This is a genomic window from Rhizobium redzepovicii (genome assembly GCF_019793435.1).
GTDB lineage: Bacteria > Pseudomonadota > Alphaproteobacteria > Rhizobiales > Rhizobiaceae > Rhizobium > Rhizobium redzepovicii.
In genome coordinates, this window is the sequence record NZ_JAILYH010000015.1 from 183,604 (window position 1) to 205,970 (window position 22,367).

The 22,367-nt window shown below is 62.9% G+C and carries 22 protein-coding genes, 2 pseudogenes and 1 riboswitch; of the genes and pseudogenes, 4 read left to right on the forward strand and 20 right to left on the reverse strand.

Features of this window, described 5'->3' with window-relative positions:
• Positions 1-39: 39 nt before the first annotated feature.
• The 10 genes from K6N12_RS23675 to K6N12_RS23720 all read right to left on the reverse strand — a co-directional run bounded on the left by K6N12_RS23675 (position 40) and on the right by K6N12_RS23720 (position 9,236).
• Positions 40-1,284 carry an efflux RND transporter periplasmic adaptor subunit gene (locus K6N12_RS23675; protein ID WP_222148981.1) on the reverse strand — a complete coding sequence of 415 codons (1,245 nt, stop codon included), beginning with the start codon at positions 1,282-1,284 and terminating at the stop codon, positions 40-42.
• Positions 1,285-1,360: 76 nt separating this feature from the next.
• Positions 1,361-2,404, reverse strand: a complete 1,044-nt coding sequence (locus tag K6N12_RS23680) for a helix-turn-helix domain-containing protein (RefSeq protein WP_179867123.1) — start codon at positions 2,402-2,404, stop codon at positions 1,361-1,363.
• Positions 2,405-2,490: 86 nt separating this feature from the next.
• Positions 2,491-3,072 carry a dienelactone hydrolase family protein gene (locus K6N12_RS23685; protein ID WP_097625965.1) on the reverse strand — a complete coding sequence of 194 codons (582 nt, stop codon included), beginning with the start codon at positions 3,070-3,072 and terminating at the stop codon, positions 2,491-2,493.
• Between the two features lie 40 nt (positions 3,073-3,112).
• Positions 3,113-3,484 carry a cytochrome C oxidase subunit IV family protein gene (locus K6N12_RS23690; RefSeq protein WP_097625966.1) on the reverse strand — a complete coding sequence of 124 codons (372 nt, stop codon included), beginning with the start codon at positions 3,482-3,484 and terminating at the stop codon, positions 3,113-3,115.
• A 7-nt stretch (positions 3,485-3,491) separates the two neighbouring features.
• A complete protein-coding gene (locus K6N12_RS23695) occupies positions 3,492-4,211 on the reverse strand; it encodes a heme-copper oxidase subunit III family protein (protein ID WP_131711778.1) in 720 nt (239 codons plus the stop codon).
• An 11-nt stretch (positions 4,212-4,222) separates the two neighbouring features.
• On the reverse strand, positions 4,223-4,936 hold the full coding sequence (locus K6N12_RS23700) for a cytochrome c oxidase subunit 3 (protein ID WP_097625968.1): 714 nt from the start codon (positions 4,934-4,936) through the stop codon (positions 4,223-4,225).
• The gene (ctaD, locus tag K6N12_RS23705) at positions 4,933-6,702 is read right to left on the reverse strand and encodes a cytochrome c oxidase subunit I (RefSeq protein ID WP_097625969.1); all 1,770 of its coding nucleotides are present in this window, start codon (positions 6,700-6,702) and stop codon (positions 4,933-4,935) included. Before ctaD ends, K6N12_RS23700 begins: the two co-directional genes overlap by 4 nt.
• Positions 6,703-6,758: 56 nt before the next feature.
• A complete protein-coding gene (locus K6N12_RS23710) occupies positions 6,759-7,577 on the reverse strand; it encodes a cytochrome c oxidase subunit II (protein ID WP_097625970.1) in 819 nt (272 codons plus the stop codon).
• Between the two features lie 167 nt (positions 7,578-7,744).
• Positions 7,745-8,134 (reverse strand): c-type cytochrome, encoded by a 390-nt coding sequence (locus tag K6N12_RS23715; protein ID WP_097625971.1) that lies wholly within the window; start codon positions 8,132-8,134, stop codon positions 7,745-7,747.
• Positions 8,135-8,312: 178 nt separating this feature from the next.
• Entirely contained in the window at positions 8,313-9,236 is a 924-nt protein-coding gene (locus tag K6N12_RS23720) for an MYG1 family protein (RefSeq protein ID WP_097625972.1), read from the reverse strand.
• 270 nt (positions 9,237-9,506) lie between these two features.
• Here K6N12_RS23720 and K6N12_RS23725 point away from each other — a divergent pair, with 270 nt between their 5' ends.
• Positions 9,507-9,998 carry an HIT family protein gene (locus tag K6N12_RS23725; RefSeq protein ID WP_097625973.1) on the forward strand — a complete coding sequence of 164 codons (492 nt, stop codon included), beginning with the start codon at positions 9,507-9,509 and terminating at the stop codon, positions 9,996-9,998.
• 10 nt (positions 9,999-10,008) lie between these two features.
• Here K6N12_RS23725 and K6N12_RS23730 read toward each other — a convergent pair whose 3' ends face one another.
• From K6N12_RS23730 to K6N12_RS23760, 7 genes and pseudogenes are all read right to left on the reverse strand, one after another.
• Complete coding sequence (locus K6N12_RS23730; RefSeq protein ID WP_097625974.1) at positions 10,009-10,572, reverse strand: hypothetical protein; 564 nt, start codon at positions 10,570-10,572, stop codon at positions 10,009-10,011.
• Between the two features lie 71 nt (positions 10,573-10,643).
• Positions 10,644-11,408, reverse strand: coding sequence for an ABC transporter ATP-binding protein (locus K6N12_RS23735; protein WP_097625975.1), 765 nt, complete (start codon positions 11,406-11,408; stop codon positions 10,644-10,646).
• Positions 11,405-12,445, reverse strand: coding sequence for a FecCD family ABC transporter permease (locus K6N12_RS23740; RefSeq protein ID WP_131711779.1), 1,041 nt, complete (start codon positions 12,443-12,445; stop codon positions 11,405-11,407). Before K6N12_RS23740 ends, K6N12_RS23735 begins: the two co-directional genes overlap by 4 nt.
• The gene (locus K6N12_RS23745; protein WP_097625977.1) at positions 12,442-13,458 is read right to left on the reverse strand and encodes an ABC transporter substrate-binding protein; all 1,017 of its coding nucleotides are present in this window, start codon (positions 13,456-13,458) and stop codon (positions 12,442-12,444) included. Before K6N12_RS23745 ends, K6N12_RS23740 begins: the two co-directional genes overlap by 4 nt.
• A gap of 173 nt (positions 13,459-13,631) precedes the next feature.
• Positions 13,632-13,886: riboswitch (cobalamin riboswitch) on the reverse strand.
• Positions 13,887-14,133: 247 nt separating this feature from the next.
• Positions 14,134-15,414: a bifunctional sulfur transferase/dioxygenase Blh gene (gene blh, locus K6N12_RS23750; RefSeq protein WP_097625978.1), complete on the reverse strand. Its 1,281-nt coding sequence runs from the start codon at positions 15,412-15,414 to the stop codon at positions 14,134-14,136.
• 169 nt (positions 15,415-15,583) lie between these two features.
• Positions 15,584-15,811 (reverse strand): annotated as a pseudogene (locus K6N12_RS23755) (DsrE family protein); the annotation flags it as partial.
• A 20-nt stretch (positions 15,812-15,831) separates the two neighbouring features.
• A pseudogene (locus K6N12_RS23760) lies at positions 15,832-16,198 on the reverse strand (VOC family protein).
• 176 nt (positions 16,199-16,374) lie between these two features.
• Here K6N12_RS23760 and K6N12_RS23765 point away from each other — a divergent pair.
• Entirely contained in the window at positions 16,375-16,905 is a 531-nt protein-coding gene (locus K6N12_RS23765) for a 2'-5' RNA ligase family protein (protein WP_097625979.1), read from the forward strand.
• A gap of 184 nt (positions 16,906-17,089) precedes the next feature.
• Here K6N12_RS23765 and ilvB read toward each other — a convergent pair whose 3' ends face one another.
• The 3 genes from ilvB to K6N12_RS23780 all read right to left on the reverse strand — a co-directional run bounded on the left by ilvB (position 17,090) and on the right by K6N12_RS23780 (position 20,195).
• On the reverse strand, positions 17,090-18,817 hold the full coding sequence (gene ilvB / locus K6N12_RS23770) for a biosynthetic-type acetolactate synthase large subunit (RefSeq protein WP_165503976.1): 1,728 nt from the start codon (positions 18,815-18,817) through the stop codon (positions 17,090-17,092).
• 379 nt (positions 18,818-19,196) lie between these two features.
• Positions 19,197-19,634, reverse strand: a complete 438-nt coding sequence (locus tag K6N12_RS23775; protein ID WP_097626072.1) for a hypothetical protein — start codon at positions 19,632-19,634, stop codon at positions 19,197-19,199.
• 72 nt (positions 19,635-19,706) lie between these two features.
• Complete coding sequence (locus K6N12_RS23780) at positions 19,707-20,195, reverse strand: hypothetical protein (protein WP_097625981.1); 489 nt, start codon at positions 20,193-20,195, stop codon at positions 19,707-19,709.
• 148 nt (positions 20,196-20,343) lie between these two features.
• Between K6N12_RS23780 and K6N12_RS23785 the strand changes: the two genes are divergently transcribed.
• Entirely contained in the window at positions 20,344-21,006 is a 663-nt protein-coding gene (locus K6N12_RS23785) for a response regulator transcription factor (protein ID WP_097625982.1), read from the forward strand.
• Positions 21,003-22,367 (forward strand): sensor histidine kinase (locus K6N12_RS23790; RefSeq protein WP_222148982.1); only part of this gene is annotated, 1,365 nt, incomplete at its 3' end. The genes K6N12_RS23785 and K6N12_RS23790, both read left to right, overlap by 4 nt.

Below are 22,367 nucleotides of genomic sequence, written 5' to 3' on the forward strand. Positions count from 1 at the left end.
CCGATCAGCTTTCCAGCCACACGGCACAACAACCAGCCCTCATCCTGAGGTGCGCAGGCCGAAGGCCGGAGCCTCGAAGGACGAGGGCGGGTGATGAGCACCAGCGGCCGACGCACCGGAAGCCGCGGCATCCCCCACCACCAGCCGGATACGCGCCGCCATGGCAGGCCGCATGCCCAGCGGCGGCGACGTCAGCGACAGGCGCAGCGTCACCGTCCCCTTTTCCCGCGAAATGACAGGCGCGATCTTCGACACCTCGATCGCAAAGGGCTGGCCGGGGAAGCCGTCGAGAATCGCCTCGCCCGACAGGCCCGGCCGCATCAGCGCGATATTGGCCTCGGCCACATCGGCATCGATGACCAGGCTCGCCATATCGGTAATAGTGAGCAGGCTTTCATCCTCCCGCACGCTGTCCTCGCGCGACAGCACCGTGTCGCCGACATGCGCGTCGAGCCGCGTGACGATGCCGGAGATCGGCGCACGCACGATCAGCGCCTCCACCCGCTCACGCGCCTTGTCGATCTCGAGCTCCGCCTTTTCAGCATCCTGGCGCGCCTGCAGGACGGCATTCTCGGCCTTATCGACAGCCGTTCTCGCCTCCTCCAGCGACTGCGCCGACATGGCGTCGTGCCCGGCGAGCCGTTCGCTGCGCGCAAACGACAATCGCGCCTGTGCAAACTCGATGGTCCTTGCATCAAGCGCCAGCGCCGCCGCCCGTCCCGATATCTCGGCGCCCCGAAGCGAAAAGCCTGCGCCGGCATCGTCAAGCCGCACCAGCACCTGCCCTGCGACGACGCTGTCGCCCGCGTCGACCTCGACCGCGACGATCCGGCCCTCATATTTGGAAAAGACTGTGGCGATATCGGTGGCGACAACATAGCCGGAGCCGGTGATTTCCCGGGTCGACGCAGCTGTGCTCTTCGCTCCATCCTCGGTCGGAGTCCGCATCGCCCCAACAGCGACGCCGTCTCTGACGCGCCTCTCCACCCTATCAGCGGATATCGCAAGATCACCGCCCGAAAAACCCGCAAGCGCGGTCTCGACACGCTGCAGCGTCTCGGCCCTATAGAAAAGAGCCGCCGCCAGCGGTGCCGCCGCAGCAAGGACAAGCATCGCGCCAGGGATCACGCGCCGCCGGGCACGAGGCTTCGGCGGCGCCATCTTCAAGGTCCCGGGCTCGATCGAAAGCGATCTGAGCTTGGCCGCAAGGTCTCGGTCATGTTCTGATGTCGTGTTCATGCCGGCAAACATCGCCGACCCGACAGCAATCGCGACCTCGAACACGATCCAGGGAGTCCTCGATCGCGATTGTGTACGTGGCAGTGGCCGTCCTTGTCCTTCGAGGATCAGGCCGTCCGCCTCACCCCTTCCTCTGCCGCCACGCAACCGGCGTCATATCCGTCACCCGTCGGAATTCACGGTTGAAGTTGGACTTCGTCTGGAAGCCGACCTCGAACATCACCTCAGTCACTGGTTTCTCGGTGCCGGCAAGCAGCCGGCAGGCCTCGCCGATCCTGTAGTCGTTGACATATTGCGAGACGTTCTTGTCCATCGCCCGGTTGATCGCCGCCGAGATCTGGCGGGCGGGGATGCCGGTCTTGCGGGCCAGCCGGTCGAGATTGAGATTGGTATCGCGATAGAGTTTGCGGGCCTCCATCAGCGCATCGACCGCGGCGATCGTTTCCTTGTCTTCGCTCGTCTCCGGCCGTGGCGCCGTCTCCACCATCTCCGCCGGCGCCCGGCTTCGGCTGGCGGCGGCCGCCGCAATGCCGAGAATGACGAGGACGGCGAGATTTCCGATACTGATCAGCATCAGCGCCCGCGCACTATGGGCCGAGGTGAGGTCGAGGAAGACGAAGGTATCGATCGCAGCCGAGAGACACAGGGCGGCGGCGGTAAAGATGATTGCCCGGTAGGCCGGCACCGCCCCTTCGAAAGGCGCCAGCCGCAGCGCATCGGCGCCCGGGCCCATCAAAAGCAGGATCGCCAGGGCATAACCGACGAAGATCAGCACCAGCGCGATGTCGATCGCCTCCCGCCAAACGGCCATCAGCAGCAGGATAAGGGCGGCGGGCACGGCATGCAGGGCCATCCGCGCCGGCAGCGGCCGCCGGCTCGTTCTCACCAGCCGGGAAACCCCGGCATAGGCAAGCGGCGGCACCATCGCCGCGATCACCGGCGCGACCAACCCAACGGCCTGGACCCCATATCCCCAACGCAGGCCGGAGAGCACGGATTGCAGCGCGGCAAGCAGGATGAGCGCCAGAAACGGCCGGTTCGGCACCGCCTCCTCGTCGCGCCTGAGGACGGCAACGAAGAGGACAAGCAGCAGAAGGGCAACGGCGAAGGGAAGCGGAATAAACAGCATGGCCTGACAGGATCGTGGCGAATAGGCGGCCATCATTGCCGAGATCGTCGCCCGGCGCGACCTCCATCATGTTTTAGGACGCGATTTAGGTGGGGATTTTGTGGGGTCGGTGGCCGCCGGGATCAGCGGCGATCCAGGAATGCGAGCACCCGGGTAACGAGGAGCGCGGTCGCATCCGCGTCATAGGACGGCAGCGAACTGTCGGCGAAATAGTGCTGATCGCCGGGGTAGAGGAAAAGCTCGGCGTCATCGACCTTCGCCACGATCTCGCGGGCCGCGTCGATATCGCCCTCGCCGACAAAAATCGGATCGTTATCCATGCCGTGGATCTGGACGGCGACGCCCTCCGGCCAAGGCCCGAAGGCCCATCTTCCACTGATCGGCAGGCAGGAGTAGAAAAGCAAGGCCCCGCGGGCGCCACGCCGTGTCTGTGCCAACTTCTGCGCCGGCAGCACGCCGAATGAGAACCCGGCATAGACCAGTTCGCGGGGCAGTTCGTCGGCGACCTGGACGCCGCGCTCCCTGATCGCGTCGAATCCGATCTGGCCGATATAGGCAAGCCCCTCCTCGATGCTGTCGAAGATGCGCCCGTCGAACAGATCAGGCGTATGCACGATGTGGCCGGCTGCCCTGATCTCGTCCGCGAAGGCGCGCACGCCAGGGGTCAGCCCTTGAGCGTGGTGGAACAGCAGAATCTCGGCCATCGTTGCTCCGGTGGAGATAGTTGCACCTGATAACCGATGTCTAAGGCGTGGCACCGAAGAAAGCCAGCCGGGTGAAGATCGTATAGTCCGCTTCCGATACCATCAGTGCCACGAAAACCAGCACCAGCACGGGCGGCAGCAGGATCGCGTAGACCAGCGCCAGCCGTTCCCAGGCCATGTGCATGAAGATGGCGACGATCAGCCCGGCCTTCAGCATCATGAACAGCAGGATCAGCGTCCACCGGAGATAGCCGTGGATCCCGAGATAATCGACCATATAGGAAAAGGCGCTGAGCACGAAGAGCAGGCCCCAGACGAAGAGATAGAGCCGGATCGGATGCTGCTGTCCGTGATCTTGCGCGTGCAGTGCTTGTGTATGCGGGCTTTGCCCGTGCGCCGTTGTCTCGCTCATAACGACCTCACCACAGATAAAAAAACGCGAAGATGAAAACCCATACCAGGTCGACGAAGTGCCAGTAGAGGCCCATGATCTCGACGGCCTCGTAGCGCCCTCTTCGGCTGGTGAAAAAGCCGCGCCGCTCCACGTCGAAATCGCCCCGCCAGACCTTGCGGGCGGTAATCAGCAGGAAGATGACGCCGATCGTCACGTGGGTGCCGTGAAAGCCGGTGATCATGAAGAAGGTCGAGCCGAACTGCGCTGCCCCCCATGGATTCTCCCAGGGGCGCACGCCTTCGGTGATCAGCTTGGTCCATTCGAAGGCCTGCATGCTGACGAAGGTTGCCCCGAGAGCGGCCGTCAGCAGCATCAGTATCGCGGTCACGCGGCGTTCGCGGCGATAGCCGAAATTGACCGCCATCGCCATTGTGCCGCTGCTCGAGATCAGCACGAAGGTCATGATCGCGATCAGGATCAGCGGAACATCCTGCCCGCCGATATGCAGCGCGAAAACCTCGCTCGGATTGGGCCATGGAACCGGCGTCGACATGCGGGCGGTCATATAGGCGATCAGAAAACAGCCGAAGACGAAAGTGTCGCTGAGGAGAAAGATCCACATCATCGCCTTGCCCCAGGAGGCGGTCTTGAAGGCGCGCTGATCCGAGCTGAAATCGGCGGCGACACCGCGAAGGCCGGCCGGCCTGAGGTCTGCCCCGCCGTGTGTCTCGATAGTCTGTGCCATCTGCAAACCCCTTAGTTCAGTAGTGTGCGGCAGAGATCGACGAAGTCGTTCGCCCAGCCGGCAAAAAGCGCGAAAAGCAGCAGCCAGACGGCGAACATGAAATGCGAATAGATCGCGGAAAGATCGACGCTGAGGCGCAGCCTGTCCGGCGCGACCTCCGCTGAAAATGCCCTGACCGTGGTATGCGTGAGCACGGCGAGCCCGCCGAGAATATGCAGGCCATGCAGGCCGGTGAGCATATAGAAAAAGCTGTTGGCGGGATTGTCGGCCAGCACATAGCCGGCCGCCGTCAGCTCCCGCCATGCCTGAATCTGCCCGGCGAGGAAGAAGACGGCTAGCGCAAGTCCCGTCACCAGCGCTGGCCGCAGGCTTTCCATGCGGCCATGCTGCGCTTCTCGTTTTGCCCATTGCAGCGAAGCACTGCTGAGCGCAAGCGCCGCAGTATTCACCCATAGCAGGCGCGGAACCGGCATCCCCCACCAGTCGGCCGACGCAGCACGCATGAAATAGGCGCTGACGGCAAGGCTGAAGAGCGCGCCGACGACGCCGAGAAACACGAAGAGGCCGATTTTCACCGCCGGCACGGGCGGCCGCTCGGTGCCGTGTTGATCCGGCAACTGCACCGAGCCGGTTTCCAGCCAGGGCTTCGAGGTCAGCCGCTGCCCTGAAAGCCACCAGATGATGATGGCGGCGATGGCGGCGAGGAAAAGCAGGATGACGTTCATGCCGGAGCCTCGCGGGTAACGCCATCGCTTGCCGGCACATTTTGCGGAATGAAATCTTCGGCAGCCCCGGGTACGCTGTAGTCATAGGCCCAGCGATAGACGACGGGCAGGTCCCTGCCCCAGTTGCCGTGCGCCGGCGGCGTCTGCGGCGTCTGCCATTCGAGCGTCGTTGCCCGCCAAGGATTGCCGCCGGCCTCCCGGCCGCGGAAAAGGCTCCAGACGAGATTGAACAGGAAGACCATCTGGCCGGCGCCGACGACAAGCGCCATGACGGTGATGAAGATGTTCAGCGTATGGGCCGATGGCGGAACGAAGGCGGTCTCTCCCATCTCGAAGTAACGGCGCGGCACGCCGAGCAGGCCGAGATAATGCATCGGAAAGAAGATCGCATAAGTACCGAGGAAGGTGATCCAGAAGTGGATCTGGCCGAGCGTCTCGTCCAGCATGCGCCCGGTCACCTTCGGATACCAGTGATAGATCGCCCCGAAGATGACGAGGATCGGCGCCACCCCCATGACCATGTGGAAATGCGCGACAACGAACATCGTATCCGACAGCGGCACGTCGACGACGACATTGCCGAGGAAGAGGCCGGTCAGCCCGCCATTGACGAAGGTGACGATGAAGGCGAGCGCAAAGAGCATCGGCAGCGTCAGGTGGATGTCCCCGCGCCAGAGCGTCAACACCCAGTTGTAGACCTTGATCGCCGTCGGAATCGCGATGATCAGCGTCGTCGTGGCAAAGAAGAAGCCGAAGGCCGGGTGCATGCCGCTGACATACATGTGGTGCGCCCAGACGACGAAGCTTAAGCCCCCGATGATGACGATCGCCCAGACCATCATCCGGTAGCCGAAGATGTTCTTGCGCGCATGCGTGCTGATCAGATCCGAGACGATGCCGAAGGCAGGCAGCGCAACGATATAGACTTCGGGATGGCCGAAGAACCAGAATAGGTGCTGGAACAGGATCGGGCTGCCGCCGCCATGCTGCAATTGCGTGCCCATCTCGACGATGGCGGGCATGAAGAAGCTGGTGCCGAGCACGCGGTCGAAGAGCATCATGACGCAGGCGACGAAGAGCGCGGGAAAGGCAAGCAGTGCCATCACGGTGGCGGTGAAGATGCCCCAGACAGTAAGCGGCATCCGCATCAGGGTCATGCCGCGTGCCCGCCCCTGCAGCACCGTCACCACATAGTTCAGCCCGCCCATGGTGAAGCCGATGATGAAGACGATCAGCGAGGTGAGCATCAGCAGGATACCCCAGTCCTTGCCGCCCGGCGTGCCGGAAAGAACGGATTGCGGAGGATAAAGTGTCCAGCCGGCCCCCGTCGGACCGCCCGGGGCGAAGAAGCCGGCGGCGAGGATCAGCACCGCGAGCAGATAAATCCAGTAGCTCAGCATGTTCGCGTAAGGAAATACCATGTCGCGCGCACCGACCATCAGCGGGATGAGGTAATTGCCGAAGCCGCCGAGGAAAAGTGCCGTCAAGAGATAGATCACCATGATCATGCCATGCATGGTGATGAACTGGTAATAGTGATCGGCATCGATGAAGGCGAAATAGCCTGGAAAGGCGAGTTGAATCCGCATCAGCCAGGAGAGCACCAGCGCCACGAGGCCGATCGAGATCGCCGTGATCGAATATTGCACGGCGATGATCTTGGCATCCTGGCTGAACACATATTTGGTCCACCAGCTGTGCGGATGATAAAGCTCGACATCCTCGACTTCGGCGGAGGGGATGCTGCCGGATGGAATCTCGACCATGATCTCTCTTCCCTTCCCGCCGGTTCCCTGAACCGGCCTGCGACCGCGTCACCGCGTCAGTTTGCCGGCGGCGGCTCTCCCGATGACGCCGTAAGCTGGGTGAATGTCTGTTGCTGCCCGAGCCAGGTCTGGTAGTCCGCGTCGTTATCGACCACGACGGTGCCGCGCATTTGCGGATGGCCGACGCCGCAGAGTTCGGCGCAGAGGATCTCGAAAGTCCCTGTCCGCGTCGGCGTGAGCCAGAAATAGGTGATCATGCCGGGGATCATATCCATCTTGGCGCGGAATTCCGGCACATAGAAATCGTGGAGCACATCGACGGAGCGCAGCAGGATGTGTACCGGCTTGCCGATCGGCAGGTGCAGCTCGCCGCCCTCGATGATGATGTCGTCGAGGCCGCTTGCGTCGTTCTTGTCCAGCCCGAGCGGGTTCTCGGGGCTGACGTCGCGCGTCTCCGCCCGGCCAAGCTTTCCGTCCGCACCCGGCAGGCGGAAACTCCACAGCCACTGCTGGCTGACGACCTCGACCGATGCGGCATCGGCAGGCACCGTGATGAACTGGTTCCACACGATGAGGCCGGGCGCCAGCATCGCCGCGACACCGACCGCCGTTCCCGAGGCGAGCAGCACCTCCAGCCTGCGGTTTTCAGGCTCGTAATGCGCCTGGTTGCCCGGCTTGTGGCGAAAGCGGTAGACGCAATAGGCCATGAACAACACCACCGCCACGAAGACGATACCGGTGATCCAGAAGGTGATGACGAGGGTACTGTCGATATAGGTCCAGTTGGACGCGATCGGCGTCCACCACCATGGGCTCAGCACATGAAACAGCACGGAGCCGACGACAATCAGGACGAGGATCAGCACGACAGCCATTTCCGCTCCTCCTCGAGCAGGTTGACCCGTGAAACCGCATTCCGCAAAAAGTCCGTCTTTATTATCGCACAGATAGAAAATATCGGCAATTACGGCAATTTAGCCATGCGCCACCCCGGCCGCGGCCCGTCATTTGGGGTATTGCCCGTTACTGCGAATATTGCCCATCACTGCGAATACTGTTTGAGATAGGCGATGAGATCGGTGATCTCCTGGTCGTCCTTCACGCCGACAAAGGCCATCTTCGTGCCCTTCACCTTTGCCTTCGGATTATGGAGATAGTCACGCAGAACCGTCTCGTCCCAGACGAGGCCGCCTTCGCCGGCCGCCTTCATGGCGGCCGAATAGGCGAAATCGGGATGCGTCCCGGCCTTCCTGCCGAACAGCTTGTTCAGCGACGGACCGACCTTGTTGGTATCGGACTCGACGACATGACAGGTCGCGCATTTCTTGAAAACAGTGGCGCCGGCCGTCGCATCACCCTCCTGCGCCCCGGCATCACCGGGGAAAAGGGCAGTGACAGTTGCACCAATCAGCAGAACAACACGGTAATCCATGGCAAACCTCATCCTCCTCAAGGTCGCCGGCCACTCACACCCTCCATTATCTCTCGCGTGTGGGTGGTGGTTGTTATGGCTCGAAGCTTAATCCTTCGCGGATGCAAGTCAATCGCCTCACAGTTGGGTTCACCTGAACGCAGATGAGATCAGGTGAACCCGAGGCGGATAACGGCCACTACACCCCGATCGAAAGCGCCTCCTTCACCGCCAAATCGGCCATGGCAAGTGCTGCCTCGCGAGTCTTGGCGGCGGCGATGAAGCGGCCGTTGTGGCAGAAGCTCGCGCCCTCTATGCCGCAAACCGCCTCCAGCTCTCCATTGGCGAGACCGGCCCAGGCTGCCGGCAGATCCGCCCTGAGTTCGAAGCCCTCGTCGGCGCGGCGGATGCCGGTCACGCACCAATCCTTTTCGCGCGGATGGACGACGAACAGCAGCTGCTCGGCGCCTGCCTTGACGATGGCGGGACGGAACGGCATTCCCCTCGGCAACTCCAGAACTCGGCCCTGCCCCGCAGCCTCGATTGCCCGATGCACCATCGCCTCGGCCCGCAATTTTGCGGCACTCTGGGCGATCCTCGCCTCGACGAAACTGCGGGCAATGGCAAGCGCCGCGTGGAAGGCGCGATCGTCGGCCTCGGGTTCAGCTTCGTCGAAAACCGGTTTCAGCGTCTCCAGCAGCGCAGGCAGCGCCAAGCCCGCCAACGGCCCCGAGGGGCTGAGCGCGCCATTGTCGGTCAGATCGATCGGCAGCACGAAGCCCGCATCGAAAGTGCCATGCACCACCTCGACATGGGCTTCGGGAAGGCCGGAGGCTGCGAGATAATCACGGCCGTAATGCTTCCAGATCAAGCCGAACGAGCTGTAGGGCTGGCCATCGTTGCGCATCGGGGCGCCGCGTTGGTGGTGATCGAATATCCCGGCAGCAGGATCATAGGCGCCGCCGACATCGTAGATGATGCGGCCTTCGCCTGGCGTGATCCATTCCGGCGCCCGGCTGCGGACGATACGCGCCTGCGGGAAAAGCCGGGTCAGGATGACGCTCGACAGCAATTCATCGGCATGGAAGCCACCGGAATGGGTGACGAGGAAATCGGGGATCATGGGAGCTTTGCGCCTTGTCGTTCGCGGAGGGTCCGCTTGCGGTCCGGAACCAGATAGCCGTTGCCGGCGACGATCTCAACCCATGCTTGGCGCATTTCACTTCAGCGCCTTGCCGTTCGCCACCCATTCGTGCTCGTTGGGCTTGCGAGCGAGCGCCGCGGAGCCGAGAGCGAGTGAGCATCGATCTTGAAGATCGCCGTTGCAGCCCTTGCAAAACTGCTTATTCTCCCGCGTTGAAATGTTCCTTTGCGAAAGCGAAAGAGGCGGCGCTTGCAGATTCCTCTGCAGTTTCATGTTGCCGAGACCACGGGATGGCTCGTAAACCACCGGATGAAGTCCGCCCTTCCCGGCTATCTCATGATCAGTTCCAAGACCGACACGACTGACCTTTCGGATTTATCGGAAAAGGCGTTGGGCGAATTCGGCCCATTGCTTGCAAGAACGCAGAAGGCGCTGAAACAAGACCTGAATGCTCAGCGCGTCTATATCGGCCGATACGGGCACTCGCCCGGTTATCCGATCCATTTTCATGTCATTCCGATATATGACTGGGTGGAGGAGTTGTTCTGGAAGGACGGCCGGTATCGTCTGCTCGAGAACTTTGCAGAAGGACGCGGAGAAACCGCAGCGGACGGCGCGGAACTGACGCTGTTCGTCTGGCGCGAGTTCTGTGAACGCGCAGTGTCGCCACCGGTCAGAGGGCCGTCGGTCTCAGAGGTCATTGCGCTGTTGCGGGAGGTAATGCGGTTTCCGGCACCTTAGGTCTTTGCGCCTAAGGCAACGCCGGTCCCGCCTGGCTTGCAACGAGCGCACGGCCGGCTGCCGCGCCGGCGTGAAGGCAGACCAGGCCGATCGCGGCCAGAGAATTGATCAGCAGGACATTCGCCACCACAGACGCCGAAAACGCTTCCTCGCCTGACGGAAGCACCGCCGTCGCAGCAAAGAGCACGCCTTCATAGGCAACGAAGCCGGCCATGAAGGCGCCGGCCGCGGTGACGGTCAGGCCGGCCGCAAGGTGAAGCACGCCGAGCGCTGCGGCCAGGGATGCAAATGCGGCAAGACCGATCGCCAGACCCCACGCATAGCTGTCCCAAGTCTGGGGATAGCCGAGCACGAGATACCCGACCATCTGGTTGGCGAGCCAGGCCAGCAGGACCGCCGTCAGCGCCATGCGCCGGGGAACAATGACCGCCGATACCGCCGCCAGGGCCACGAAGGGCGTGACGCAGGCAAAAATCAGGCTGAGAGCGACGCTCGCGCCTGAAATGATGGCGACCCAGGCGACAGCGAAGCCGGGGACGACGGGCCGCAGGGGAAACTGATTTCGTTCGAGCATCTCGAAACTCCGTTCGACCGGGCGCAGGCGCCCTCGGAAATCATACGCCAGTCCAGGAAAAAGGCCATTCCTCAATCCAGGACGTATTGGATGTGGTGCCGCCCATGCACTGCCGACTTCTGGACATGGGCGCGAACGCCGAAAACCCTGCCGATCATATCCTCGGTAAGCACCTCCTCCGGCGCGCCCGCGGCGACGACCTCACCCTTCTGAAGCACCGCCAGGCTGTCGCAGAACATTGCCGCCAGGTTGAGATCGTGCAGAGCGACGATGCAGGTGATGCCGAGCTTCGAGATCAGCCGGAGAATGTCGAGCTGGTGCTGGATATCGAGATGATTGGTCGGCTCGTCGAGCAGCAGCTCGCCCGGCGCCTGCGCCAGCGACCGCGCAATATGGACGCGCTGTCGCTCGCCTCCCGACAGCGTCTGCCAGAGCTGGCCCGCCCTCGCCTGCATGTCGACCCGCAACAGCGCCTCCTCGACCGCGGCATCATCCTCCGCGCCGAAGGGCGCAAGCATCCCGCGATGCGGCGTGCGGCCGAGCCGCACCACGTCGCGCACGGTCAGTTGCGTCTCGGTCGTCGATTGCTGCTCGACGAAGGCGATGCGCCGCGCAAGGGCGGCGCGCGACAGCGAAGCGATATCGTCGTCGCCCAGCCGGATGACGCCGCTGCGGACCTTGCGCAGCCGGCAGATCAGCCTCAGCAGGCTCGATTTGCCGGACCCGTTCGGCCCGAGCAGACCGAGCACCTTGCCCTTTGCCACCGTCAGGCTGACGCCGTTGACGATGACCGTGTCGCCTGCGGCGAAACTCACCGCGTCGATCGTAATGCTCATGCGCTCCTCCGCACGCGATAGAGGATGACGGCAAAGGCTGGCGCGCCGAAGAGCGCCGTAACAACGCCGATCGGCAGGACCTGCTGTGGGATGATGATGCGCGAGACGATATCGGCGCCGACCATGTAGATCGCGCCGCCGAGTGCTGTTGCCGGCAGCAGCCGCCGATGGCCCGGCCCGACGAGGAAGCGGGCGGCATGGGGAATGACCAGGCCGACGAAGCCGATCGAGCCGACCATGCTGACGACGCTTGCCGTCATCGCCGCTGTCAGGCCGAACAGCAGGATCTGGACGCGGCGCACCGCAATGCCGAGCGAGGCCGCCGCATCCGTACCGAAGGCGAAGGCATCGAGCGCCCTGACATGGGCCATGCAGATGACGAAACCTGTGAGCGCGATCGGCACCGAGAGATAGACATCCGGCCAGCGCACGCCGCTGAGCGAACCCAGAAGCCAGAACAGGATGCCCCGCGCCTGCTCGGCATTCGCCGATGTCGTCACGATGTAGGAGGTCAGCGCAGTGAAGAGCTGCGAACCGGCGACGCCGCACAGGATGATGCGTTCGCCGGTTCCTCCCGCACCCGTCGCCAGGAAGCCGACCAGCAGAAAGGCAATGACCGCGCCGATGAAGGCGCCGCTGGAAAGGCCAAGAACACCGTAGCCGAGGCCGAGGATCATCACGCAGACGGCTCCCGTCGAGGCGCCGGCGGAGATGCCGAGCACATAGGGTTCGGCCAGCGGATTGCGCAGCAGCGCCTGCAGCACGGCGCCGCAGAGCGAGAGCGACGCGCCGGCGCTGGCCGCAACCAGCGCCCGGCTCAGACGATAATCCCAGACGATGCCCTGGTGGATGCGGCTGAGTTCGAACTGCGTTCCGAACAGCCGGTTGGAGACGGCCTCCGCCGTTGTCGCCAGCGGGATCGCGATCTCGCCGATCGAAACGGCAAGGCTGATCATCAGTCCGAGAAGGAGAAGGGCTGAAATGGTGAGCGCGGCGAGCGCCCACCATCCTTGTTTCCTGACCGACGCTGCCTTCACTGCGAGAGGCCGAAGGATTTGATGCCGTTCGCCAAGGTCTCGATGCCGTCGATCGTGCGGATCGTTGGGTTCATCGATTGCGCGTCCATCATCACGAAGTGCCTGTTCCTGACGGCATCGAGTTCCTTGGTCACGGGGTCGTTCTCGAGAAAATCGATCTTGACCTTCGGATCGTCGGCGGCGTAGCGGCGCCGGTCCATGGTGGCGAGCACGATGACGGCCGGGTTCGCCTGGGCGATGGTTTCCCAGCCGACCAGCGGCCATTCCTCCTCGGTGGTGACGACATTCCTGGCGCCGATCGCCTTCAGTATATAGGCAGGCGCGCTGTTCTTGCCCGCAATGAAGGCGTCGCCGTTGACTTCCTTGCTGGAGAACCAGAAGACGATGGGCAGGCTCTTGCCCGATGCGGCTGATATCGAGGCGACGGCATCCGCCTCGCGCTTCTTCAGCTCGGAAATCAGCGCATCGCCGCGCTCCTTCACGTCGAAGATCTCTGAGAGTTCGGCGATTTCGCGATAGATCAGCGCCATCGTGAACAGCTCCTTGCGCACACCGTCGCCGCCATCGGTGTTGACCTTGGCGACGCAATCGGCCGGCGAAAGATAGGTATTGATCCCGAGATCCTGAAACTGCTCCCGCTTGCCGACGGAGCCCTGCGCGCCGACATGCCATTCGAACTCGGCCGCCACCAGGTCGGGCTCCTGTCCGACGACGGATTCGAAGCTCGGATCATTGTCGGCGAGACGCTTTATCCTGCTGTTCGCCGCGGCATATTGCGGCAGCACGGGACCGACCCAGACGGCCGTGCCGGCGATCTTGTCGGCAAGGCCGAGCGAGAAAAGAATTTCGGTCATTCCCTGGCCGATCGAAACGATCTTCGACGGCGCCTTCTGGAAAGTCACCTGCTCACCGCAATTGGTGATGGTCAAAGGATATTGGGTGGCAGCAAGGCTCGGTGCCGCAAGGCCGATCAGCCCGAAGGCAAATGTCATGGTGGCGAGAATCTGGCGCATGAAAAACCTCGATTGAAGGAAAAAGCACGGTTATGCCGCACGCGCGGCCGAAGGCACGCTGACGCGCGCGCTAGCCGCAGGAGGCCCAATCGAGACGGATGCATGCCGAAATTCGGCGAAGGTTCAGAAGGTCAATCATGTCTGTTCCTTATCCGGGCATCCCCGCCCGGTTGATTGGATCGTGATTGACGGCAGGTCTCCTGGCTTGCGGATATAAGTCGTTCATCCGCCTTCCCGCGATATATCGCAGTGGCAGGGCCATAAGCCCTTCAGAGATGGCCAGTCGCTGGCCACAGCTGAGATGATCGACAATCCGCTTACAGTTGCGGGGGCAGCCACGGTCTCGGTCCCTACTGGGTCGTCCTCACCGTGTTCCCTATTAATCCCCTTGGAGTCATCTTCAGGGAACCGTCACCGCCAGTTACGTCGCCCGCCCGCACGACGTCAATCATTATTGCGGAAGATTGGGTTTGGTGGGCGAAATATGGAGACGGAACGTCGGAGCGCTGTTGGCCGGTATGATGCCAGCATTCTCATCCCCAGGATGGAGCTCTCTTAAGCATCCTACTATTCCCGCTGTCGTGGGCGCGGCATCCACCAACCTCCCTCATGCTGAGGTGCGCAGCCCGAACGGGCGAAGCCTCGAAGCACGCCGCAACGCTGCTCCCTGCGTTCCTACAACGCATCCAGCGGAATCTTCAGATACCGTCGCCCGTTCGCCTCCGGTTCGGGCAACCGCCCGCCGCGGATGTTGACCTGCAGCGCATGCAGCATCAGCTTCGGTTTCGGCAGCGTGCGGTCGCGCGCCTGGCGCAGCGCCACGAAGCCGGCTTCGTCGATGCCTGATATATGCGGATTGGCGCGCTTCTGGGCGGCTACCGTGCTTTCCCAGCGCGGGTGACGGCCGCCAGGCTGATAGTCGTGGCCGGAAAAGAGCCGGGTCTCCTCGGGCAGCGACAGGATCGCCTGGATCGAGTGCCAGAGAGCGCTGGCGCTGCCGCCGGGAAAATCCGTGCGCGCCGTGCCGGTATCCGGCGTGAACACGGTGTCGTGCACGAAGGCGGCGTCGCCGATCACATAGGTCACCGAGGCAAGAGTATGGCCGGGCGAGAACATCACGCGGGCTCTAAGCCCGCCGATCTCGAAAGTGTCGCCATCAGCAAACAGCCGGTCCCATTGCGAGCCGTCGGTTTCGAGTGCCGGCCAGTTGTAGATTTCCTTCCAGAGCACCTGCACGTCGGTGACATGGGCGCCGATCGCCGTCGGCGCGCCGGTCTTTCCTTTGAGATAGTGCGCGGCGGAGAAATGGTCGGCATGCGGATGCGTGTCGAGGATCCACTCGACCGTCAGCCCTTCGCTGTCGATATGCGCGAGGATGGCATCGGCATTGGCCGTTCCCGTCGCACCCGACATTTCGTCGAAATCGAGCACCGGGTCGATGATGGCGCAGCGTTTCGTTACCGGGTCTGAAACGACATATTGCACACTGCAAGTGCGGGGTTCGAAGAAAGCCTTCACGACAGCCGCCTGCCCTGCCCGCTTTTCCAGCCAGCGGCGCGCGCCGGCAAGATCGAAGCCGAGGTTTTGACCGAAGGCCTCGACGTCCCCGGGCTGCATCCGCCCGTCAAGCACCTCTCCGAGCGCATAGAGCGTCAACGCCCGGGTGCCGCTCTTGCAATGAGCGACGACCGGCCCGTTTGCTTGCATCATCGCCCTCTGGAAGGCGCGGATATCGGCCTCGGTAATCTCGGGCCCTTTCACCGGCACGAAGCTGTATGCGAGCCCCACGGCAGCGGCAGAAGCCTTTTCCGCCGCATCGCCCGGCTGCCCCGGCTCCTCGCCATCCGGCCGGGCATTGATGACGCCGGCAAAACCGTCCGCCGCAAAAGCAGCAAAACCGGCGGCATCGGGCTGCCCCGCCACCGATATCAGCTCATTGACCCTTACGGATGTCATCGAAGCCCCCGCGCTGCCTGCATCGGCAGTATCGCATGTATATCGGTACAATCTCACAAGTATATTGCCGAGCGCAAGAATAGTCGCTTGGCACTCCGTCGCGCCTGCGCAGGCCGGTGAATGTGGGCGCCAAGACACTCCCGATAGTCGCCCGGCCCGGCGCAGCCAGTCAAAACGACAGCGTTGCCGCGCCCTCTTTGATTTCGGCATGCATGGCGCTGGCGCCGACGATGACGATGCCGTCGAGCATGTCTTCCTGCGTATAACCGCGCGAGGTGACGCAGGGCGGGCAGGCCCAGATCGTGCCGCCGCGCTGCTGGAAATTCTCGATAAGCGTCGACAACGGATCGAGCGGCGGCACATGCGTCATCCGTTGGCCGCCCTTGCGCACAAGGTTCGCAGCCTGCGTCGTCACCCTCACGCCGCCGGCTCGTTGAGCATAGCCTCGATATTGTAACCGTCAGGATCGAGAACGAAGCAGGCATAGTAGTTGTCGGCATATTCCGGCCGCGGGCCGGGCGCACCATTGTCCCTTGCGCCGGCTTCAAGTGCTGCGCGATAAAATGCCTCGACCTCCGCCCTGCTTCGGACCCGGAAGGCAACGTGCAAACGGGTCAGAGGCGGCTTGTCGTCAGTGTGCTGGATTTCGAAGAGGCTGCCACCGACATCGAAAGCCCAGAAAACGCCTTCCTTCCCGAAGGTAGCCCAGAGGGTCGAAAGCGCGTTCATAAAATACCTTGCTCTTTTCAAGGTCACTGACCGCCATGGTGATATGATCGATCATGCCGTGCATCCTATCGTTCAAGCATCCCATGATAGTCGAATCCGCGGCGGAAAACACACAAAACCCACGCGATATCCAGCAATGCCGGCCGCCTCCGTTAGCTCCGACCGGGCGCTCGACATCGGCAACAATATCGGCCTAAAGTCCAGGCGCGATGGACTGGATAACGCTCGCAAATGCCTTACGGGATCAGCCTCAAATGTCTGAACGAGACCGCATCGCCGGTTTTCAAACTCTGGGATGAAGCGGCGGCATTCGAAGAGACGGCTTCGATGCGGACCTTGAATTATCCTCCCCATCTGACCCTCGCAGTTTATCAGGCGTTTGATGCAGATCGATTGGGCGAGGCGCTTGAAAGTGTTTTCCGCGCGCGCTCCACCGTCACCTTAGCCTTTTCGGGCATCGGCTATTTTCAGAACGAGTTCCTCGTTCTCTGGGCGCGCCCGATCCCAGACGACGCTCTTCTCCAACTGCACGCGGCTTTCCATCGAAAGATTGATCCTGCCTTCTGTCATGGGCACTATCGACCCGGCAATTGGGCGCCTCACTGCACCATTGCAGCGAAAGTGCCGGAGGCGAAATCAGCGGCCGCGATCAAATGGGCGAACGAAAATAGCATGCAGTTCTCGGTAAATTTCGATGCCGTCGATTGTGTCCGGTTTCCGCCTGTGGAGATATTGAGCGAGATCAGGTTGGCGCCGCGATGATGCTGCCGGCACAAGGCCACATCGGCGGCGGCCTGATGACTCGACGCCAGTCGCAGAATCCACCGCTGCGACTGACATTTTCAAACCATGCTCCAAAGCCGCTAATGCATGTCGCCAGGAAGTGTGCAGCGGTTCCGGGAGAACGACATCCATTCAACCAAAGAGCTAAAGCGCGTCGCATGAATCAAGTTTGATGCGACGCGCTTTCGACGCGCCCCACTCCATCAGCTGACGCGGCAAACAGCGCGGCGCCAACCTCGCCGGACAGCAGCATCTCGTTGCGCGCCCGGCCCGGCCCGATCATCGGCAGGCGGTCGGCGAGTTCGGCGACGCGGCAGTCGAACAGAACAGGCATGTTCACCTCGATCATCTCCAGGATCGCATCATCGAGTTCGGCGGGCCTCTCGCAGCGAATGCCGTGTCCGCCATAGGCTTCCGCCAGTTTCACGAAATCCGGATTTCCGTGCTGCCGAACCGATCCCTGATCGCCGCTGTTGAGAATGAAGATCTTGATGGGCGCGTTGTGCTGCACGGCGGCCGACATTTCCTTCATCGTCATCTGCACGGAGGCGTCACCGGCCATGTCGATGACGAGGCTGTCGGGATTGGCGATCTGCACGCCGAGGGCGGCAGGCAGCCCGTATCCCATCGTCCCCAGGCCGCCTGATGTCATCCAGCGGTTCGGCTGCTCGAAGCCGTAATATTGCGCCGCCCAGATCTGATGCTGGCCGACCTCCGTCGTGATGTAGGTATCCCGATCCTTCGTCAGGTCGTAAAGCCGCTCGATGGCATATTGCGGCATGATGACGTCCTCGCGCACCGCATAGGAAAACGATCGCCGTGCGCGCCAGCCCGCAATCATGCTCCACCAGTCGGCCAATCTCGCCCGGTCCGGCGCCCGCGGCAGCGCTCGCCAGAGACGAAGGAATTCGGCAAGCACGCCGCCCGCATCGCCCTGGATACCGATATCGGCGCGCACGGTCTTGTTGAGCGAGGCAGCATCGATATCGATCTGAATCTTCCGGGAATGCGGTGAAAAACCATCGACGCCGACGGCCAGCCCGCCGTCGAAGCGCGCCCCGATGCACAGCATGAGGTCGCAGTCCTGCATTGCCATGTTGGCCTCATCGGAGCCGTGAAGCCCGGCCATCTTCAGCCAGTTCGGGCCGGAAGCCGGATAGGCGCCGAGCCCCATCAGCGTCGACGTGACGGGAAAGCCGGTGAGATCGACCAGCTCGCGCAGCCGATTTACCGCTTCGGGACCGGAATTGATGACGCCGCCGCCCACGCAGATAACCGGCCTGCGTGCCGCTGTCATCAAAGCGATTGCAGCCTCGATCTCCCTGATGCCGCAGCTGTTGTCCGGCTGGTAGCTCGGTCCCGGGGCGACAGCCTCACGCAGTGAATAACTGCCGCTTGCAAACAGCACGTCTTTGGGCATGTCGACCAGAACGGGTCCGGGCCGGCCTGATCCGGCGATGCGAAAGGCCTCGTGGATGACCGCCGCGAGCTCATTGACGTCGTTGACCAGCCGATTGTGTTTCGTGCAGGCTCGGGTGATGCCGACGGTATCGCATTCCTGAAACGCATCGGACCCGATCAGCGTCGTCGGCACCTGACCGGACAGGCAGACGAGCGGCACGGAATCCATCAAGGCGTCCTGAAGGGGCGTGATCGCGTTGGTGACGCCGGGTCCTGAGGTCACCAGCATAACGCCGACCTTGCCCGTTGACCGGGCGTACCCCTCGGCGGCATGGCCGGCTCCCTGTTCATGGCGAACCAGAATGTGTCTGATGTCTTCCTGCTGGAAAAGCTCGTCGTAGATCGGCAGTACGGCAGCGCCGGGATAGCCGAATATATGCTTGACGCCATTGTCTCTCAGCGCCTGGAGAACGATTTCAGCGCCGGTCATCTGCGCGCGCGGGGTGTCGATGGAATGACGGGATCTCATGGTTCCGTTCCTTGATCAGTGTGATGATGTGTGGAAAGTCCGACGAGGCGCCCGCCCCGGATTCAGGGCATAAAAAAAGGCCCCGTCAGGAGCCTGCTTACCGCGCATGGGTGCTTTCGCCGGATGGTTACACCATCCTGCCCATGCGCCCGATCACCAATGCCAGAACCATTGCGATTTTCATAGCGTCACAGCTAAAGCCAAATCGGGCCGCCGTCAATGCTTGCGGAGGAGACGAATGGCGGCTGTCGGCGACGGTGGCCTTCGCAAAGCCGCCCGCGAGAGAACGCGGACGGTTGCAATGTCGTGCGGCGTCCCGGCTATGCCAGGATGTTCAAGCCTAGTCCTGGCCCTGCAGGCGGTCCATCACCTGGAGCAGCAGATCGGCGCAGGCCTTCATCGGTTCGTCCTCGGCGCATTTCAGATCGATCCGGGTGTTCCCATCCTCGATCCGGAAATGCGCTGCCTTGGACGGCGGTGGCGGTGACGGGCGATGACCACGGAAACCACGGAAGCCTCTGTCGTCACGGAAACCCATATCGTCTCTAGAACGATGCCACCGATCATCGGGCCGATCTCCCGGCCGCGCATCCGGCTCGCCCATCATCCGCTCGTCATCGGCGGAAGCAGACGGGTTCGTTGGCGGCGGTGGCGGTGGCGAGGCCGGGTCGACCGCAGCGGGTGGGGTCGCGGCGGGCGGCGGGGTGGGCGGTTGTTGAGCGAAGGCGGCGCCGGCGAGTGCGGCAAGAGCAAGGCCTGATAGGAGAAATCTTTGCATGGGAATTGTTCCTTTGCCGGAATTGAGAAGCATGTCTGTAAACACCGCAGCGCGGCTATGGTTCATGGCCCGTCAAGGCCTGTGATCGAAATCCTCAAATCGTCTATGCGGCGGACCTTTCGGCGGACCCAGCGCTTCGGTTCGTCCGTCCTGGCGAACGAGGTAGCTCGCACGCACGAAGCCGTCGTCGAAGCGTCCCTGTACGGTGACAGCTTCGTCACGGCTAACGAGAGTGCCGCCCTCACCGGCTCGGCCGGCTTCAATAAGCGCCTTGCCGCTGTCGTCCTGCAACACGAACTTGTTGCCGTAGATCTCGGCGACCTTGCCTTTGATCGTCACGAGGCTCGATGCGGGCATGGCCGAAATCGCCACCGGCGTCAGCGGCGCCATTTCCGGCGTCGGACGCATCATTTTGACAGCACCGGCGCCCCCGGCAGCCCCAATGACCAGCGCCACGGCGGCGGCGATGATGGGAAGCGCCAGCCGACGCCGGCGCTGTCTTGGCGGGATGGGCATGGCTGCGCCCTCGGTATGCACGTTGTCCTGGTCTTCATTCGGCATATATCTGCTCCTTGCATCAGTCGTTGCCGCACTCTAACCGCCCCGTCCCCTCGCCCGCCTGAACCTCTCCGTTCAGATTGAGTTAAGCTCGGCCCGATAGTTTTGGCCTGTCCCCAGAGATGCCCAGCCTTGAGGAAAGCCCTGCCCCATGCGCGTATTGCTCGTCGAAGATGACGAAGACCTCAGCGGCCGGATCGCCGCCGTGTTGCGATCGGAAAACTTCGTGGTCGATATCGCGCGCAACGGCGAGGACGCTCTCCATGCGGGCCTGACCGAACTCTTCGATGTCGCGATCCTTGACCTCGGCCTGCCGAAGATCGATGGCGTCAGCGTGCTGAAGGAATGGCGCGATGGCAGCCGCGACCTGCCGGTTCTGGTGCTGACGGCGCGCGACGGCTGGCCGGACAAGGTCGCAAGCTTCAAGGCCGGCGCCGATGATTTTCTCGCCAAGCCCTTCAAGGTGGAAGAGCTGGTGTTGCGCCTGCGCGCCCTGGTGCGCCGGGCGGCCGGCCACGCCGCCGCGCGGCTGACCTGCGGCGCGCTGGTCTTCGATGCCCAGCTCGGCACCTTCGAACTCGACGGCCTGCCGCTGAAGTTGACGGCGCTGGAATGGCGAGTGCTCTCCTGCCTGATGCTGCGCAAGGAGATGGTCGTCGACCGGCGGGAGCTGACCGAGCGCGTCTATGACGGTGATGCCGAGGTCGACTCCAATTCCATCGAAGTGATCATCGCCCGGCTGCGCAAGAAGCTCGGGGGTGATCGCATCGAGACGGTGCGCGGCCGCGGCTATATGCTGACGTCGGCATCATGAAGGCCCCCGCCCTCAAACCGAGATCGATCGCCGGCCGGCTGCTGATGTTCTCCGGCATCTTCGTGACGCTGGCGCTCGTTGTGGCCGCGATCGTGCTCTGGCTGGCGCTGAAGACGGTGGTGCGCGAGCAGGTCGATCAGCGTCTGGACACCCAGATCGGCGCCCTTGCCGGCGCGGTGACGCGCGATGCGCAAGGCAGGATCACCTTGTCCGCGCCGCTCGACGCACCGCCCTTCGATCGCCCGTCATCCGGCTGGTACTGGCAGATCGACGACGGGCAACAGCGCCTGACCTCCCGCTCCCTGATGAACGGCACGATCGACGCGCCGCCGCCCCGGCAGGATCTGCGCCATGTGCTGATGGGCATGCCGACATCAGGCACGGGCGGTGATCGCGGAAGACGACCGCTCTATCTTCGGCAGGCCATCCGCAGCATCGACGGCATGACGCTGACAATCACCACGACGGCGCCGATGATCGCCCTCGTCGGCCCCGCGCTCCGCGCGCTCTTCTGGCTGGTTCCCTCCATGCTGCTGCTCGGCCTCGTGCTGATGGCCGGCACGCTCTGGCAGATCCGCTTCGGCCTGCGCCCCTTGAAATCCATGGCAGCCAATATCGATGCCATCAACCGGGGAGAACGCGCCCGCCTGCCCGATGAGGCGACCGTCGAGCTTGCGCCGCTCGCGCTGAAAACCAATGCGTTGCTGGCGGCCAATGAGGAGCGGCTCGCGGCAACCCGCATGCAGTTCGCCAACCTCGCCCACGGCCTCAAAACGCCGGTGGCGAGCCTGTTGCTGGCGCTCGACGAGAAAAACGATCCGCAAGGCGCCTTACGCAGCCTCGCCGCCCGGATCGACAACAGGATCAAACACCACCTCGCCGCCGCTCGCCGCGTGATGGCCTCGACGGACAATGTCGCCAGCATCGACCTGGCGGCCTCGGTCGCCGATCTCCACCGGGCCATCAGCCAGATTCATGCCGAGCGCAAGATCGCCTTCGACACCGATATCGCCAAAGGCCTGCGCGTCGCCTGCGACGAAAGCGATGTCGAGGAAATGCTCGGAAACCTGATCGACAACGCCTTCAAATGGGCCACCTCCCACGTCACCCTCCGCGCCCGCCGCGACGGCCCGACCGCCCGTATCACGATCGAGGACGACGGGCCGGGGATACCGGCAGACCGGCTGGATGCTGTGCTGCTCCCTGGCGTGCGGGAGGATGAGCAAGTGCCGGGGAATGGGTTTGGGCTGAGTATCGTGAGCGAACTTGCGGGGCTTTACGGCGGGTCTTTGGTGTTGGAGGCGAATGGGGTGGTGGGGTTGCGGTGTGTGTTGTGTTTGCCGGTGGCGGTGGGGTTGGGG